This window comes from Streptococcus sp. HN38 (genome assembly GCF_028335765.1).
Classification (GTDB): domain Bacteria; phylum Bacillota; class Bacilli; order Lactobacillales; family Streptococcaceae; genus Streptococcus; species Streptococcus suis_P.
Genome location: NZ_CP116604.1, coordinates 280,127 through 295,559 on the forward strand (window position 1 = coordinate 280,127; position 15,433 = coordinate 295,559).

Sequence of the window (15,433 nt, forward strand, 5' to 3'; positions counted from 1 at the left end):
TTTATCATTCTTATTTAGGTGTCCCTAGATTGATTGTGGCATTGGTGGCTTCTATGGTCAGTTTGTTCTGGCTGTCCTTGTTTTCTAGGGTTAGGGTCTGTAGGTCGTTTTCTGTCTTGACAGGGAATTTTGTGTACTTATCGCTAGTGAAAATACCAACTTCCCCTAGTCGCTCTTTTAAGTAAGGGTCTTGGTTGAACATCTCTCTCAAATCATCCCCATCTTCATAGTAGTAACCTTGGGCTTCTGCCAATTTTTTCTTGTCAATCTGATTGGTGATGAACAAGTTACTATCTGCCAGAGTCTTGTCCGTCAAATCCAAAAATGTTGTAGAAGAATAGCTGTCGGACGGAGTGAAGCGATTATCGCCAAGAAGAGTTAGTTGTCTGCTATCCAGTTGACTATAGCCCTCAATGGTTACTGCTTCCAAGCTAGTTTCAGATAGGCGGACGCTGCTTCCCTGGAGGTTAACTTGCATATCTTTTAGTGTGGACTGGGTCACCTGGAAGTAGCCTGCTTCAATCTGACCGCTGTCAATAGTCACCTTGTCAAGAGTGACACCACCAGACAGATTTGCCTCTTTGATATGGATATTCTCAATCGTGAAACCGCCAAAATCATAGAAGTGGAGATTGTGTCCCTCTAATTTATCCAGTGTCTTCCCTTTAGGCACTTCAATGGTGACGGAGAAGACATTGATACGACGTTGGGCCAAGCTTTCTCCCAGATACTGCATGATTCCCTCAATGGCAAATTCTAGTTCTTGTGTAGAGAGGGTTAAGACGCCGTCTTTCTCACTGAGTTTTAGAGGGGTTTGGATATTGTTGTCGGAGTTGGCATAGGTCACATGGTAGTTGCTATCGCTAGACTCCTTGATATAGACGCTGTGGGGGATAAAGTCAATTTTAATGGTATTCAAATCTGTGAAGGTCTTATGGACTTCCGTCGGAGCAGCAACCTCTTCCAAGCGGGTTATGCCCCCAGTGAAAAATCCAATGCCAGCCAGAATTAAGCCTGCAATCAGGCTGACAAAGCCGATAATAATGGCCATGGTTAGTTTCTTTTTCATGCTCGTTTACCTCGTTTCAATATCCATTTGAAGCAAGCCTTGACCAGTCGCCAAGACCAGTAGGCAAAAAATCCAGTCAAGATGTAGATAAGAATGGCGCCACCAATCAGTGATAAACCCGATCCAAAGCCCATGAGGAAGATGTTGAATCCTTCTGACATAAGGCTAAAGGCTTCCCAAATCAGATAGCCACCGCTGGTCAGCAGTCCGACACCCAAAGCAAAGGCTCCGACAATGAGGGCCAAGATGAGCACCACCAATCCCAATAGGCTAGCTAGGAGAATGAGCAAGAGTGGGATGGCGATGGGCAGGGAAATAACAGCCAAGATAGCCAACCAGAGTGTTCGTTTGGTCTGGCTAAAATTACGGAAGTAGCGACCGAGGAAAAAGGCACCAAGAATGAGGGTCGCAAAGAGGGGGATGAATCCAATAAATTCGCCCATAATAAAGAGTAGGAAGAAGGAGAAGAGCCCTGTCATACTCAAAGCACCCAGTCCAGCCCAGTGTTTCCAAGTTAGCTGGAGCGGTTCCTTGCTTTCTTTATCCTCTTGAATTTGCTTATTGAGGATGTTGTTGATGAGTTCGCTGGCAGCTTCCTTTGGAGATCCTAATTCTTCGATAATCTCAGCTTCACGCTCTGGTCCAGCCTCGTCAAAATACTCATTAAAGAAGCTGATGGCTTCAAAGTATTCTTTGTGGGGCAGTTTTTTGAGATATTTTTCTAACTGCTCCATGTACTCAGTTCTTGTCATGGCGGACGCTCCCTTCTATGATGCCGTTTATCGTGTTTGTATAGGTATCCCAGTCATCTTTGAGTCGGACCAATTCTTCGTGACCTAACTGAGTTAGGCTATAATACTTGCGCATACGACCCTGATATTCTTGGGAATAAGTAGTCAAAAAGTCATTTTGCTCCAATCGTTTTAGGATGGGATAGAGGGCGGACTCCTTGATGTTGGCAATTAATTTAATGGTCTGACAGATTTCATAGCCATAAGAATCATCGGATTCCAAAATAGCCATGATGAGAAATTCTGTCAGCACTGCGGGGACTGGAAAATGCATAGGACGCTCCTTTCCTTTGTTGTAGTTAGGTTCGGTTTTGATATATAGTGTTCAGTTGTATATATCAAAGTTTGTTATATATTAAATATACACCTACAGAAATAAATTGTCAAGTGATTATGTGCAAAATAAATAAAATAGCTTAGGACAAATTTTTAAGGTGTAAACGTTTTATAGTCTTGAAAAATAATTTCAGAGTAGTAAACTTAATAACAGTACTAACATTAAGGGATTTTCTGGACTAAAAGAAAATGACCTCAGATGGATTAGTAGTATTTAAGGTGGTGTAAAGATGAAACTATATGTTCAGTTTATGATTATTCTAGTATTTTCATTTTTAGGGGAAGCTATTTCGACTATTTTTCATCTTCCTATTCCGGGAAGTATTATTGGCTTAATCCTCCTATTTTTAGCCCTAGAGTTCAAATTGATTCGTCTTCGCCATATTCAGACGGTTGGAAATTTTTTGCTGGCTAACATGACCATTCTTTTTTTGCCTGCAGCAGTGGGCATTATGGAGAGATTTGATGCAATTAAAGATTATTTACTTCCTATTATCGTCGTCATTTTAGGCGCCATTTTTTTAAATATCTTAGTAATTGGTTTTGTTGTTCAATTTGTGAAGCAAAAGTTTGAAGGCGACTATATTGATACGGAGGGAATTCATGACTGAACTTTTTTCAAATCCTATTTTTGGTATTATGTTATCAATTGCAGCATATTTAATTGGAATGCTGATCTATCGGAGATTTCCTCATCCAATCACAACCCCACTGTTAGTAGCTACAGGATTGATTATTGTCTTTTTAAAAATGACAGGTATTTCCTATAAGGAATATTATGCAGGAGGGTCCTATCTAAATATGCTTATTGTGCCTTCAACAGTAGCTCTGGGTATTCCTTTGTATCGTTCTTTCCATCTAATGAAACATCACATTCGAAGTATTCTTTTGGGAATTTTTGTTGCCTGTATTGTCAATACTGTCTTTACTGCCCTAATTGCCAAATGGTTTGGGATGGATTTTTTTCTAGCAATATCTCTTTTTCCAAAATCAGTCACCACTGCTATGGCTGTTGGTATTACTGATAAAATGCAAGGGATAGCAACTATTACTCTTGTAGTCGTTGTTGCAACAGGGATTCTGACAAGTGTTCTTGGCCCAGTCTTTTTAAAACTACTAAAAATTGAAGACCCGGTAGCTGTTGGTCTTGCTTTGGGAGGAACAGGACATGCCATTGGAACGGGTACAGCGATAAAATATGGACATACGCAAGGAGCGATGGCTGGCTTGGCTATTGGGATTACAGGCATTATGTATGTGGTGATTAGTCCAATAGTTGCGCAGATTATCTTACAATAAAAAACTACGATTGGAATTCCAACCGTAGTTTTTTTAGTCTACATAAAGTTTGGATTGATGATTCAACCAACTATAAAGAAGTCCGATAAAGAGACCGCCACCCACGTAGTTTCCTAATCCAGAAAAGAGGAAATTGCTTAGTACACTTAATAGAGTCATTCCCTCAACTGGTCCACCATTTGCAAAAAAGGCCAGGGAGAAGAGTGAAAAGTTCGCAATGACGTGCTCATATCCCAAGAAAGCAAAGATAAAGATGATGAAAATAACGGAAATGAGACGCCCAGCGTCATCTTTGATGCGTAAGAAGGTAAATACGCCGATATTCACGACAATATTAGCAAAAATTCCTTCAATAAATTGAGTCAAAGGTGTCTTTGAAAGCTTGGCCACCGTTGCTTCAAATAGGTAGCTGTGAGCATCAACGTGCTGATAAGGCAGTGTCAATGAAACCAAGTAACAAACAAGGACAGCACCGACAAAATTGAAAAGGATACAGGTTGCCAACATCTTGAGGGCTGTTTTCGTAGGAATCGTTTTTCGATGGCTGGCTACTGTCATATACATCATGTTGGATGTTCCAAGTTCGGCATTCATATATAAAATCATGAGTAGCCCCCAACCAAACATCAACCCATAGCTAAATTTCCCGAGTCCTTCTGCGACATGGTTGAGTTTGTCTGCTGTATAAAGAGAAATGACAATCCCCAATCCTAAATAAAGACTAGCAAGTATCGATCGTACAGCGTAGGCAGAAAAACTGTGTTCAAACAAATCTGCTTTTTTCTGGATACTCTTTTCAAGTGCATACATTAATGTCTCTTGGTTAGCTCCCATCCTAATCTCCTTACTGAATTTACTACTTTTTTGAGTAAACGTTTTCTTTTTGTCGAATGGCTTTACTTTGTTTATTATACTTGATAAAATGGTTGTTGTCCAAAAAAATTTAACTTTTGAAAGGAAATATGAGAAAAATATGGATGTTACATGGACAGTGAAATATATCACTGAATTTTTAGCGACTGCACTCCTTATTATCATTGGTAATGGTACAGTTGCAAACGTTGATTTAAAAGGTACAAAAGGAAACAACTCTGGTTGGATTCTCATTGCGATTGGCTATGGTTTGGCAGTTATGATGCCAGCATTGATGTTTGGTAACGTTTCTGGTAACCATATCAACCCAGCCTTTACACTTGGTTTGGCTGTTTCAGGTCTCTTCCCTTGGGCTCACGTTGCTCAATACATTGTTGCGCAATTGTTAGGTGCAATGTTTGGTCAGTTAGTGGTTGTAGCAGTATACAAACCTTACTTCTTGAAAACTGAAAATCCAAATCACATCCTTGGTTCGTTCTCAACAATCAGCGCGCTTGACAATGGTACAAAAGAAAGTCGTAAAGCTGCAACTATTAATGGCTTCTTAAATGAGTTCGCTGGTTCATTTGTATTGTTCTTCGGAGCACTTGCTTTGACTAAGAATTTCTTTGGTGCAGAGCTTGTTGGTAAAATCATTGAACAAGGCTATGACAAGACAGTCGCTGAAACAATGGTTGCTCCATATACTTCAGGTTCAATTGCAGTTGCTCACTTAGGCATTGGTTTCCTAGTTATGGCCTTGGTAGCCTGTGTCGGTGGTCCAACTGGTCCAGCTCTTAACCCTGCTCGTGACCTTGGTCCGCGTCTTCTTCACCACTTCCTGCCAAAAACAGTACTTGGTGAATCAAAATCTGATTCAAAATGGTGGTATGCTTGGGTGCCAGTGGTTGCTCCAATCCTCGCATCAGTCCTTGCGATCGCTTTGTTTAAATACTTGTACTTATAATATATAGAATAAACTCGATATGTGAATTGCTTTAAAAAAGTAGATGTTATCTTAATTTTAAGCTCGATTGCTATCGGGTTTTTCTTTTTTGTTTTATGGATATTGAGGTGATTCGGTTGTCTGCTCTGCTATTTTCCTAAAAGTTATGCTACAGTAAAGCTAGAAAAAATCGGAAAAGAGGCTAGAATATGTCAGATGTTATTGCTTTTGGTTATGGAAGCAGTCGAGCGGAGATGCAGCTCAAGCGGCTCAATCGCCATGGAATTATCGCAGGTGCTACGGGTAAGGCAGTGACCTTAAAGGTCTTGGCAGAGCAGTTGAGTGATGCGGGAATCCCTATTCTTATACTGTCTGTACCTCGGTTCCGGGTATGAAAGCAAATTCGTTCGGCTATATCTAGACAAAGTTCTTGCCAGATGCCACAAAATTCGTTAAAATAAACATAAATCACTAGTTAGTAAGGAGTTGCCATGATTGATCAATTGCAGGTATTATTGAAAGACTATAAGCCCCAGCCATTGGGTGAAAAACGTTCTTATGCAGTCTTCTTGCCCTTAGTCTGGTCAGACAATCAGTGGCAGGTCTTATATGAAATTCGAAGCGAGTCCATTTCTCAACCAGGAGAAGTTTCCTTTCCAGGTGGTGGAATTGATGATGGGGAGACAGCAGAAGAAGCTGCCATTCGTGAGGTTATCGAAGAACTTGACATTCAACAGGAACAAATTGAGTTGCTGGGAGAAATCGATTATCTAGTTTTTGGCCGCTCGACGATTCGCTGTTTTGTCGGTCGACTTCACCTGGATTGGCAGACCCTTCAACCCAATGATGAAGTAGCTCGATTCTTTACAGTCCCACTAGAAACCTTGTTGAAAACGTCCCCTGTCTATTATCAACTGGATTCACAGATTGTCCCAGATTGTGACTTTCCCTTTGAACGTTTGAGAGGTGGGGTTGACTATCCTTTCAGTCATCACAAACGCTCCGTTCCATTTTATGAAAATCTACCAGAAAATATCTGGGGAATGACCGCCCAATTTACCCATCGTTTTACGGAAATCATAAATCAAAAAACTTCGCCCAGATGAGTGAAGTTTTCTGTTTGTTAACCAATAAAATGACTGACTTCGATTCAAGATAGCTTTTTGTTACTTTTTGCCAAAAAGTAACGTTTTTGTAGTTTTGACAGACCCGTGGTCCATCAAAACTACAAACGCTCTCCGAGGGGTCTTTCAGACGGCTAATCCAAAAATAATAAAATAAAGAACGCACCAAAAATGGTGCGTCGTTAATTTTTGTGCTATAATGAAAGCAAATATGAGGAGGTCTTTATCTATGATTGGAGACAGCATCAAGTCACTACGTCGGACACACGATTTAACACAGCCAGAATTTGCGAAAATGGTTGGTATTTCACGCAATAGCCTGAGTCGCTACGAAAATGGTACCAGCACTGTTTCAACTGAACTCATCGACCGTATTTGTCAGAAATTTAACGTTTCTTATGTCGATATTGTAGGGGAGGATAAGATGCTAACACCTGTTGAAGATTACCAACTGACTTTAAAAATAGAAGTGATAAAAGAACGTGGAGCAGCCATTTTATCTCAACTCTATCGATATCAGGATAGTCAAGGTATTGCTTTTGATGATGAAACAAATCCTTGGATTTTGATGAGTGATGATTTGGCTGAATTGATCAATACGAAAATATACCTTGTCGATACTTTCGATGAAATAGAGCGTTACAATGGCTATTTAGACGGTATCGAGCGGATGTTAGACATGGTGCATCATCGGGTGGTGGCTTAATGAGATTGGAAGAATTTAGTGAGGTAGAGTTTCAGAAGGCCTTACAGCGAACCATTCGGGCTTTAACTCGAGGAAAGACGATTCCAGATCAACCGAAAGCCATTTTACTTGGAGGTCAGAGCGGAGCAGGTAAGACAACGATACATCGTATCAAGCAAAAAGAATTTCAAGGCAATATCATTATCATCGATGGTGACAGCTACCGTTCTCAGCATCCCAATTACTTAGCCTTGCAAGAAAAGTATGGCAAAGATAGCGTGGACTATACCAAGGGATTTGCAGGAAAGATGGTAGAACATCTGGTTGATGAACTCAGTAAACGTGGTTATCATTTGTTAATTGAAGGGACTTTGCGTACCACTCAAGTTCCTCGTCAGACTGCTCAATTATTAACTTCTAAAGGTTACCAAGTTTCTTTAGCTATTATTGGTACCAAACCAGAACTGTCCTATCTCAGCACCTTGATTCGTTACGAAGAGCTTTATGCCATCGATCCGACGCAGGCCAGAGCAACACCCAAAGACCACCATGATGGGATTGTAGAGAACTTGGTTGATAACCTAAGAGAGTTAGAAAGCGATAAGATCTTTGACCGCATTCAGATTTATCAAAGAGACAGGACTTGCATTTATGATTCTGAAACTGATGATGGTTCAGCAGCAGAAGTTCTTCAAAACTGCCTTTTCGGAGATTGGAGTAAAGTAGAGGAAGAAATGATGAAGGTTGGACGGGAACGGTTGAGAGAGATGAGTAAAAGTAATGAAAACGATGTATAGTTATATGCAGTATCTAATTCAAGAAGAACCTATTATTACTGATAAAGGTAAGCAGATTGAGGTTTTCATTTAGACATTCAAGATGAACCAGAAATTTTTGAAGATTGGGCAAATCAATTCAGAAGAAATTATTGTTTGGATGAAAAATTACAACATATGACATATGTAATGGGGATAGAATCTTCGAAATATTTAAATGAAAATAAATTACCAAGTGTTCCTTCACCAAAATCAGGTGATTTTTGTGAAATTTTAGTAACCTTTATCAAAGAAGGGCTTGGCTCTATCTTAATGATGTAACAAAATTCTGAACTGAGATTTGGATAAGAAGCTTCAATTCACCTAGAACAAATGTTCAAAATTCCAACATATTCTTATTTATTTTTGATATAATGTAAAAAACAACAAAGGATTAAACATGAATAAACGAGAACGACTAGAAGAAATTACACGATTGGTTAACAAAAAAGGCACAGTTCGAATTTCTGAGATTGTTGAATTGCTAAATGTTACTGATATGACTGTTCGACGTGATTTTATTGAATTGGAAGAGCAAGGTGTCTTAACGAAAATTCACGGCGGTGCTAGAAGTAATAAGGCTTTTCAATATCGGGAATATTCCCATTCTGAGAAACACATTCAGAATAAGGAAGCCAAGCAAGAGATAGCAGAAAGAGCAGCACAACTGATAGAAGATGGAGACACGGTGTTCTTAGGCCCAGGAACAACAGTGGCCTTTCTGGCTGAGGCCATTAAAAATCCTCGCCTAACAGTCATCACAAACTGTATGCCTGTTTTTACCATCCTATCACAAAAGAAGACGGAGGATTTTCAAGTCTTTCTCCTTGGAGGAGAATATCGCCAATTGACAGAATCTTTTGTAGGAGAAATTACCAATACAAGTTTAGAAAAAATGCGATTCAGCAAGATTTTCTTTTCAGGTAACGGACTTAAGGGAACTGATGTCATGACCTCTACCCTAGCCGAAGCCTATACGCAAAATATTGCCATTAAACATTCTTTAGAAAAATATCTACTGCTGGATGCCTCAAAAATTGGAAAAGATGATTTTACTTCTTTTTGTGATTTGAATGATGTAACTGCTCTAGTGACCGATATGAATGCAAAGGATGAAAATTACCAATTATTAAGTAAGCACATCGAAATTATCACTACAAAATCATAAAGTTATCAAAACCAACAGCGAAATGTTGGTTTTTTGTTTGCATACGAAAAAAATAAACAAAAATAAAACAAAATATGTTGACTTTATGTTTGTTTGGTTGTATAATTTAAATATAAAAAGCGAAAACGCTTTTCTAAGTTTTGCAAAACAAAGATTTTCTGCCAAATATGGCTACAACTTTCTATTTTTGTTAGGAGATAGGTTATGACAATCATTATCGGTGCTGATCCAGCGGGTTCAAAACTAAAAGACGTTATTAAAGATTATTTGCTAGAAAAATCATATGACTTTAAAGATGTCAGTGATGGAAGTGATTTTGTTGATACAACTTTGGCAGTAGTTGCAGAAGTTAATCAAGAGGAAGGAAATCTTGGCATTGTGATTGATGCTTATGGTGTTGGTCCATTTATGACCGCAACTAAAGTCAAAGGCATGATCGCTGCAGAAGTTTCAGACGAACGTTCTGCCTATATGACAAGAGGACACAACAATTCGCGTATTATTACAATCGGTAGTGAGATTGTAGGAGAAGGAATTGCTAAAAATATCGTTAAAGGATTTGTTGAAGGTGAGTATGATGGTGGCCGTCACCAAATTCGTGTCGATATGCTAAATAAAATGTGCTAATTGTTGTAAACAAAGGAGAATAAGAGATGAAAATTGCAATCGGTTGTGACCACATTGTAACCTATGAAAAAATCGCTGTGGTAGATTATTTGAAAAATCAAGGATATGAAGTATTGGACTTTGGGACTTATGACAATGTTCGTACTCATTACCCAATCTTTGGTAAAAAAGTTGGTGAAGCTGTTGCAAGCGGACAAGCAGATTTGGGAATTTGTATTTGTGGAACAGGTGTTGGAATCAACAATGCTGTAAACAAGGTACCTGGTGTTCGATCAGCCTTGGTTCGTGATATGACCTCCGCACTTTACGCTAAGGAAGAGTTAAATGCCAACGTCATTGGTTTTGGAGGAAAGATTACAGGTGAGTTGCTCATGTGCGACATCATTGAAGCCTTCATTAAAGCAGAATATAAACCAACTGAAGCAAACAAACGTTTGATTGAAAAGATTGCTGCAGTTGAAACGCTCAATCAAGAGCAAGCTAATCCAGAGTTCTTTACGGAATTTCTTGAAAAGTGGGATCGTGGAGAATACCACGACTAGGAGGCTCACATGATTTTGACGATCACATTAAATCCGTCAGTTGATATTGCCTATCAATTGGATACCTTTCATTTGGATACGGTCAATCGAGTAGAAAAGGTTCAAAAAACAGCTGGAGGCAAGGGGCTCAATGTTACACGAGTTTTGAAACAAATTGGTGAAGATGTTGTAGCAACAGGCTTTATTGGCGGTGAGATTGGAAGTTATGTAAAGACACAACTCACTCGAAATGCTATTAAAAATTCCTTTGTGGAAATTGGGAATGAAACACGTAATTGCATTGCGGTCCTTCATGATGGCAAACAGACGGAGATTTTAGAACAAGGACCAACTATTCAAGAACATGAAGCCATGAATTTTATTGAACACCTTGAAATCATCCTGAACAATGTAGATGTAGTTGTTATTTCAGGAAGTTTGCCTAAGGGACTTGCTAGCAATTATTATGTTGAGATTGTAGAACTTTGTAAAAAACGCGGTGTAGCTGTTGTTTTGGATTGTTCTGGTGAGGCGCTGAAAAACGTTTTAGAAAGCCAGCAGAAGCCGACAGTTATTAAGCCGAATACAGAGGAGTTATCACAACTGATTGGTAAAGAAGTTACTGATGATATTCAAGAGTTGAAATCGGTTTTGTCTGGTCAACTTTTCCAAGGAATTGATTGGATAGTCGTCTCATTAGGGGCACAGGGGGCTTTTGCCAAGCACAATGATAAGTTCTATCGTGTCAGAATTCCAAAAATCAAAGTCGTCAATCCAGTAGGATCAGGAGATTCAACAGTTGCAGGTATTGCAGCTAGTTTGGTACATGCCTTACCTGATACAGAATTACTTAAAAAGGCTAATGTTTTGGGCATGCTAAATGCCCAGGAAGAACAGACAGGTTATGTCAATTTAGAAAATGCAGAATCGTTGTATTCTCAAATCGAAGTTGAGGAGGTATAATATGGTAGTAACAGCAGATAAAAGAAAATACATGGAAAAAGTAAGCAATGAAGCAGGTATTATTTCAGCTTTAGCTTTTGACCAACGTGGAGCCCTGAAAAAAATGATGGCAAAACATCAGACAGAAGAACCTACTGTGGAGCAGATGGAAGAACTAAAGAAACTAGTTTCAGAAGAATTAACACAGTTTTCTTCCTCAATTCTGTTAGATCCTGAATTTGGTTTGCCAGCATCACGCGCCCGTGACGAACAGTGCGGTTTGCTCCTAGCTTATGAAAAAACTGGCTATGATACAAGCTCTACTAGTCGATTACCAGATTGCCTAGTAGAGTGGTCTGTAAAACGACTAAAAGAAGAAGGGGCAGATGCTATCAAGTTCTTACTCTATTATGATGTTGATGGAGACCCATACGTCAACCTTCAAAAACATGCCTATATTGAACGCTTAGGTTCAGAATGTCAGGCTGAAGGTTTACCATTCTTCTTGGAAATTTTGAGCTATGATGAAACGATTGAAGACAATGCCAGTGTGGAATTTGCAAAAGTCAAACCTCGAAAAGTAAATGAGGCTATGAAAGTATTTTCGGATGAACGCTTTGGAGTGGATGTTCTCAAGGTAGAAGTACCTGTGAACATGAATTTTGTAGAAGGCTTTGGAACAGGGGAAGTCGTCTATACAAAAGAAGAAGCAGCTGAATATTTCCGTCAACAAGAAGCATCAACTCATTTGCCATACATTTATCTAAGTGCAGGTGTTTCTGCTAAGCTTTTCCAAGATACTCTGGTGTTTGCTCATGAAGCAGGTGCAAAATTTAACGGTGTTCTCTGTGGTCGTGCGACGTGGGCGGGTGTTGTGCCAGTCTATATTGAACAAGGTGAAGAAGCTGCGCGTGAATGGTTACGTACTGTTGGTCGTGAAAATATCGAGGGACTTGATGCAGTCTTGTCTCAAACAGCAACTTCTTGGCTAGAAAAATAATTGAAAAAATAACCATTTTCTTAAAAGAAAGGGTTTACATTTTCTAAGAATATGCTATAATAATCTCATCAGCAAGAATAGAGTGGATTGTAACTAATTCGATTAGGCAAGACTACAAATGGATTTGAGAGTAGGATATTCTCGGTTTGTTTGTAGTCTTTTTTTGCTTAAAAATATAGGAGGGATATATGTTTAGGATTATACAGTCACTAAATAATAACGCTGCCCTGGTGAAAAATGAACTTGGGGAACAGGCAGTCGTGATGGGATTAGGTATAACCTTTCAAAAGAAGAAAGGGGATTTAATTGTTAAGGACAAGATAGAAAATATCTTTTCGCTAAAAAATGATGAAGCCAAAGAAAATTTTCTAACCTTATTAAAAGATATTCCACTAGATTTTATTTCGGCAACCTACACGGTTATCAATCATCTGGTAGAAACTTATCATTACCCTGTACAAGAATATCTATATGTGACACTGACAGATCATATCTATTGTGCATATCAGGCGGTTTTAAAGAATAGTTATCAAGAAAGTAGGCTACCCAATATTTCAGCCGAATATCCATTAGAATATAAAATGGCGCGTGAAGCCTTAGCTATGTTTCGTGAAAAGTTGCTAAATGATTTTCCAAATGATGAGATTGGTAAAATTGCACTTCACTTAATTAATGCAAAAGGTGAAACAATTCATCCCACTAGTGAAGAACATGACATCAGTAAGAAAATTATTGCTGAGGTTGAACAAATTTTGTTAGAGAATGGGATTAGACGCTCAAAAGAAAATAGCAATTTTTATGATCGCTTTATGATTCATTTGTCCTATTTTCTGAATTACTTAGATAGATCCCATCAGTCAAATGAATCGATTGCTAGTTTGGAACAGTATATCAAGCTCCAGAATCCAAGAGCCCATCAGGTTGGAAGTCAGATTTTTGAGATGATTACATCATTGGTTGATGAGCCAGTAAATGATAGTGAAAGGTTCTATATTGTACTACATATTCAACGATTATTGTAAATCAATTCAATTTTAAAAGGAGGTTCATATTATGAACAGAGAAGAAATTACGTTATTAGGTTTTGAGATTGTTGCATTCGCTGGTGATGCACGTTCTCGTTTGATAGAGGCACTGGCTGCTGCTCAAAAAGGTGATTACGCAAAAGCAGAAGAACTAGTTGAAGCTGCCAATGCTTGTATTGTTGAAGCCCACCATGCTCAGACAAGTTTGTTGCAGAAAGAAGCGGCTGGTGAGGATTTAGCATTTAGTGTGACGCTCATGCATGGCCAAGACCATCTCATGACAACATTGTTATTGAAAGATATGATGAGTCATATGATTGAACTTTACAAACGAGGTGATAAGTAATGAATAAATTGATTGAATTCATTGAGAAAGGGAAGCCTTTCTTTGAAAAGATTTCGAGAAACCCTTATTTAAGGGCTATCCGTGATGGTTTTATTGCTGCTATGCCGGTTATCTTGTTCTCAAGTATCTTTCTAATGGTAGCATTTGTACCTAATATCTTTGGATTTACTTGGTCTGATGAAGCAGTTGCGGCTATCATGAAACCTTACGGTTATACAATGGGTATTGTAGCTGTCTTAGTTGCAGGAACGACCGCAAAATCTTTGACAGATGCGTTTAACCGTCAATTGCCAAAAACCAATCAGATTAACTTCATTTCAACCATGATTGCCTCAATTTCAGGTTTCTTATTACTGGCTTCTGATGGTATTGAAGGTGGATTTGCCAATGGTTACATGGGAACTAAGGGACTTTTGACAGCCTTTCTAGCAGCCTTCATTACGGTTAATATCTATAAGGTCTGTGTGAAAAACAATGTTACCATTCGTATGCCAGACGAAGTTCCACCGAACGTATCCCAGGCATTTAAAGATGTGATTCCATATGCATTGTCTATCTTTGTCTTGTATGGAATTGATCTTGTGACACGTCAATTCCTTGGAACAAACGTTGCTGAGGCGATTCTGAAATTATTTGAGCCTCTATTTACAGCCGCAGATGGTTATGTTGGTATTACAATTATCTTTGGTGCCTATGCTTTGTTCTGGTTTGTAGGGATTCATGGTCCATCTATTGTGGAACCAGCAATTGCAGCCATTACTTATGCCAATATTGAAACCAACTTCCAGCTTTTACAGGCGGGTCAACATGCGGACAAAATCCTGACTTCAGGTACTCAAATGTTTATCGTGACAATGGGTGGTACAGGTGCTACCTTGGTTGTGCCATTCATGTTTATGTGGTTGACTAAGTCTAAACGAAATAAAGCAATTGGACGTGCTTCAGTTGTTCCAACTTTCTTTGGTGTAAACGAACCAATCTTGTTCGGTGCACCACTTGTACTCAACCCAGTATTCTTTGTTCCATTCATCTTAGCTCCAATTGCTAACGTATGGATTTTCAAATTCTTTGTTGATACGTTAAAAATGAACAGTTTCAGCGTCAACTTAGCATGGACAACTCCAGGACCGTTGGGGATTGTAATGGGAACAAACTTTGCTCCACTCGCCTTTGTACTAGCTATCTTATTGGTCGTTGTCGATGTACTTATCTATTATCCATTCTTGAAAGTTTACGATGAGCAAATTCTTGCTGAGGAACAATCAGGGAAAGTTGAAAATAGTTTGAAAGAGAAAGTGGCGGCTAACTTTAATACCGCCAAAGCGGATGCTATTCTTGAAAAGGCTGCAGTCGATACCGAAATTTCTGAACAAACAAACGTTCTGGTACTTTGTGCAGGGGGTGGTACAAGTGGATTGCTTGCCAACGCTCTAACTAAAGCTGCAAAAGAATATGGTGTTCCAGTAACAGCGACAGCAGGAAGCTATGGAGCTCACCGCGAGATTTTACCTGAGTATCAATTAGTCATCCTTGCTCCTCAAGTGGCATCGAACTACGAGGACATTAAACAAGAAACCGATGCATTGGGCATTAAACTCGCCAAAACTGAAGGTGCTCAATACATTAAACTCACACGTGATGGTCAAGGTGCTCTTGACTTTGTCAAACAACAGTTCTAGAACCTGTATTCACAGTTCAGCACTTCCATCTAAGGCTAGTTTTTCAGCTACTCATCGTTAGTTTTTTTCAAAATACAGTCAGTATTCCCTCAAAAAACTGCCTTGATTAGCGAAAACTATCTCTTATATACAAGCACTTCACTTGTGAATACAGGTTCTTAATCAAAAGGGGAGGGAGTTATCATCTCTAACTCCTACCCCTTTATTT

19 protein-coding genes and 1 pseudogene are annotated in these 15,433 nt (G+C 39.0%); 16 read left to right on the forward strand and 4 right to left on the reverse strand.

Going from position 1 to position 15,433, the window contains the following annotated elements:
- Positions 1-10: 10 nt before the first annotated feature.
- From PHA78_RS01415 to PHA78_RS01425, 3 genes are read right to left on the reverse strand one after another with little or no spacing between them, the layout of a single operon-like run.
- Positions 11-1,069, reverse strand: coding sequence for a DUF4097 family beta strand repeat-containing protein (locus tag PHA78_RS01415; RefSeq protein WP_029175687.1), 1,059 nt, complete (start codon positions 1,067-1,069; stop codon positions 11-13).
- Positions 1,066-1,821: a DUF1700 domain-containing protein gene (locus PHA78_RS01420; RefSeq protein WP_099807077.1), complete on the reverse strand. Its 756-nt coding sequence runs from the start codon at positions 1,819-1,821 to the stop codon at positions 1,066-1,068. Before PHA78_RS01420 ends, PHA78_RS01415 begins: the two co-directional genes overlap by 4 nt.
- On the reverse strand, positions 1,808-2,134 hold the full coding sequence (locus PHA78_RS01425; protein WP_002937550.1) for a PadR family transcriptional regulator: 327 nt from the start codon (positions 2,132-2,134) through the stop codon (positions 1,808-1,810). Before PHA78_RS01425 ends, PHA78_RS01420 begins: the two co-directional genes overlap by 14 nt.
- 292 nt (positions 2,135-2,426) lie before the next feature.
- On the opposite strand from PHA78_RS01425, the gene PHA78_RS01430 reads away from it, so the two are divergent.
- Together PHA78_RS01430 and PHA78_RS01435 are read left to right on the forward strand one after the other, a co-directional pair.
- Complete coding sequence (locus PHA78_RS01430) at positions 2,427-2,807, forward strand: CidA/LrgA family protein (protein ID WP_043025465.1); 381 nt, start codon at positions 2,427-2,429, stop codon at positions 2,805-2,807.
- Complete coding sequence (locus PHA78_RS01435; RefSeq protein WP_024377398.1) at positions 2,800-3,495, forward strand: LrgB family protein; 696 nt, start codon at positions 2,800-2,802, stop codon at positions 3,493-3,495. The genes PHA78_RS01430 and PHA78_RS01435 overlap by 8 nt, the downstream gene beginning before the upstream one ends.
- A gap of 33 nt (positions 3,496-3,528) precedes the next feature.
- Here PHA78_RS01435 and PHA78_RS01440 read toward each other — a convergent pair whose 3' ends face one another.
- Positions 3,529-4,329, reverse strand: coding sequence for a formate/nitrite transporter family protein (locus tag PHA78_RS01440; RefSeq protein ID WP_105129917.1), 801 nt, complete (start codon positions 4,327-4,329; stop codon positions 3,529-3,531).
- Positions 4,330-4,468: 139 nt separating this feature from the next.
- On the opposite strand from PHA78_RS01440, the gene gla reads away from it, so the two are divergent.
- The 14 genes and pseudogenes from gla (at position 4,469) to PHA78_RS01510 (ending at position 15,225) form a co-directional block, all read left to right on the forward strand.
- Positions 4,469-5,314: an aquaglyceroporin Gla gene (gla, locus tag PHA78_RS01445; RefSeq protein ID WP_024418726.1), complete on the forward strand. Its 846-nt coding sequence runs from the start codon at positions 4,469-4,471 to the stop codon at positions 5,312-5,314.
- 188 nt (positions 5,315-5,502) lie between these two features.
- A pseudogene (locus PHA78_RS01450) lies at positions 5,503-5,670 on the forward strand (helicase HerA-like domain-containing protein); the annotation flags it as partial.
- A gap of 114 nt (positions 5,671-5,784) precedes the next feature.
- Positions 5,785-6,399, forward strand: a complete 615-nt coding sequence (locus PHA78_RS01455) for an NUDIX hydrolase (RefSeq protein ID WP_024378038.1) — start codon at positions 5,785-5,787, stop codon at positions 6,397-6,399.
- Between the two features lie 247 nt (positions 6,400-6,646).
- Positions 6,647-7,123, forward strand: coding sequence for a type II toxin-antitoxin system antitoxin PezA (gene pezA, locus PHA78_RS01460; protein WP_272158364.1), 477 nt, complete (start codon positions 6,647-6,649; stop codon positions 7,121-7,123).
- Positions 7,123-7,899, forward strand: coding sequence for a type II toxin-antitoxin system toxin PezT (gene pezT, locus PHA78_RS01465; RefSeq protein ID WP_272158365.1), 777 nt, complete (start codon positions 7,123-7,125; stop codon positions 7,897-7,899). The genes pezA and pezT overlap by 1 nt, the downstream gene beginning before the upstream one ends.
- A 135-nt stretch (positions 7,900-8,034) precedes the next feature.
- Entirely contained in the window at positions 8,035-8,199 is a 165-nt protein-coding gene (locus PHA78_RS01470; protein ID WP_180273797.1) for a hypothetical protein, read from the forward strand.
- A gap of 118 nt (positions 8,200-8,317) precedes the next feature.
- The gene (locus PHA78_RS01475) at positions 8,318-9,085 is read left to right on the forward strand and encodes a DeoR/GlpR family DNA-binding transcription regulator (RefSeq protein ID WP_029185508.1); all 768 of its coding nucleotides are present in this window, start codon (positions 8,318-8,320) and stop codon (positions 9,083-9,085) included.
- Positions 9,086-9,289: 204 nt separating this feature from the next.
- Positions 9,290-9,712 carry a galactose-6-phosphate isomerase subunit LacA gene (gene lacA / locus PHA78_RS01480; RefSeq protein ID WP_002941127.1) on the forward strand — a complete coding sequence of 141 codons (423 nt, stop codon included), beginning with the start codon at positions 9,290-9,292 and terminating at the stop codon, positions 9,710-9,712.
- A gap of 26 nt (positions 9,713-9,738) precedes the next feature.
- On the forward strand, positions 9,739-10,254 hold the full coding sequence (gene lacB, locus PHA78_RS01485) for a galactose-6-phosphate isomerase subunit LacB (protein ID WP_002941130.1): 516 nt from the start codon (positions 9,739-9,741) through the stop codon (positions 10,252-10,254).
- Between the two features lie 9 nt (positions 10,255-10,263).
- The gene (locus PHA78_RS01490; RefSeq protein ID WP_024378035.1) at positions 10,264-11,196 is read left to right on the forward strand and encodes a tagatose-6-phosphate kinase; all 933 of its coding nucleotides are present in this window, start codon (positions 10,264-10,266) and stop codon (positions 11,194-11,196) included.
- Between the two features lies 1 nt (position 11,197).
- Complete coding sequence (lacD, locus tag PHA78_RS01495) at positions 11,198-12,175, forward strand: tagatose-bisphosphate aldolase (RefSeq protein ID WP_024378034.1); 978 nt, start codon at positions 11,198-11,200, stop codon at positions 12,173-12,175.
- 188 nt (positions 12,176-12,363) lie between these two features.
- Entirely contained in the window at positions 12,364-13,197 is an 834-nt protein-coding gene (locus PHA78_RS01500; RefSeq protein ID WP_024378033.1) for a PRD domain-containing protein, read from the forward strand.
- 31 nt (positions 13,198-13,228) lie between these two features.
- A complete protein-coding gene (locus tag PHA78_RS01505) occupies positions 13,229-13,546 on the forward strand; it encodes a PTS lactose/cellobiose transporter subunit IIA (RefSeq protein ID WP_024403454.1) in 318 nt (105 codons plus the stop codon).
- Complete coding sequence (locus PHA78_RS01510; protein WP_024380148.1) at positions 13,546-15,225, forward strand: lactose-specific PTS transporter subunit EIIC; 1,680 nt, start codon at positions 13,546-13,548, stop codon at positions 15,223-15,225. Before PHA78_RS01505 ends, PHA78_RS01510 begins: the two co-directional genes overlap by 1 nt.
- The last annotated feature ends 208 nt before the right edge of the window (positions 15,226-15,433 follow it).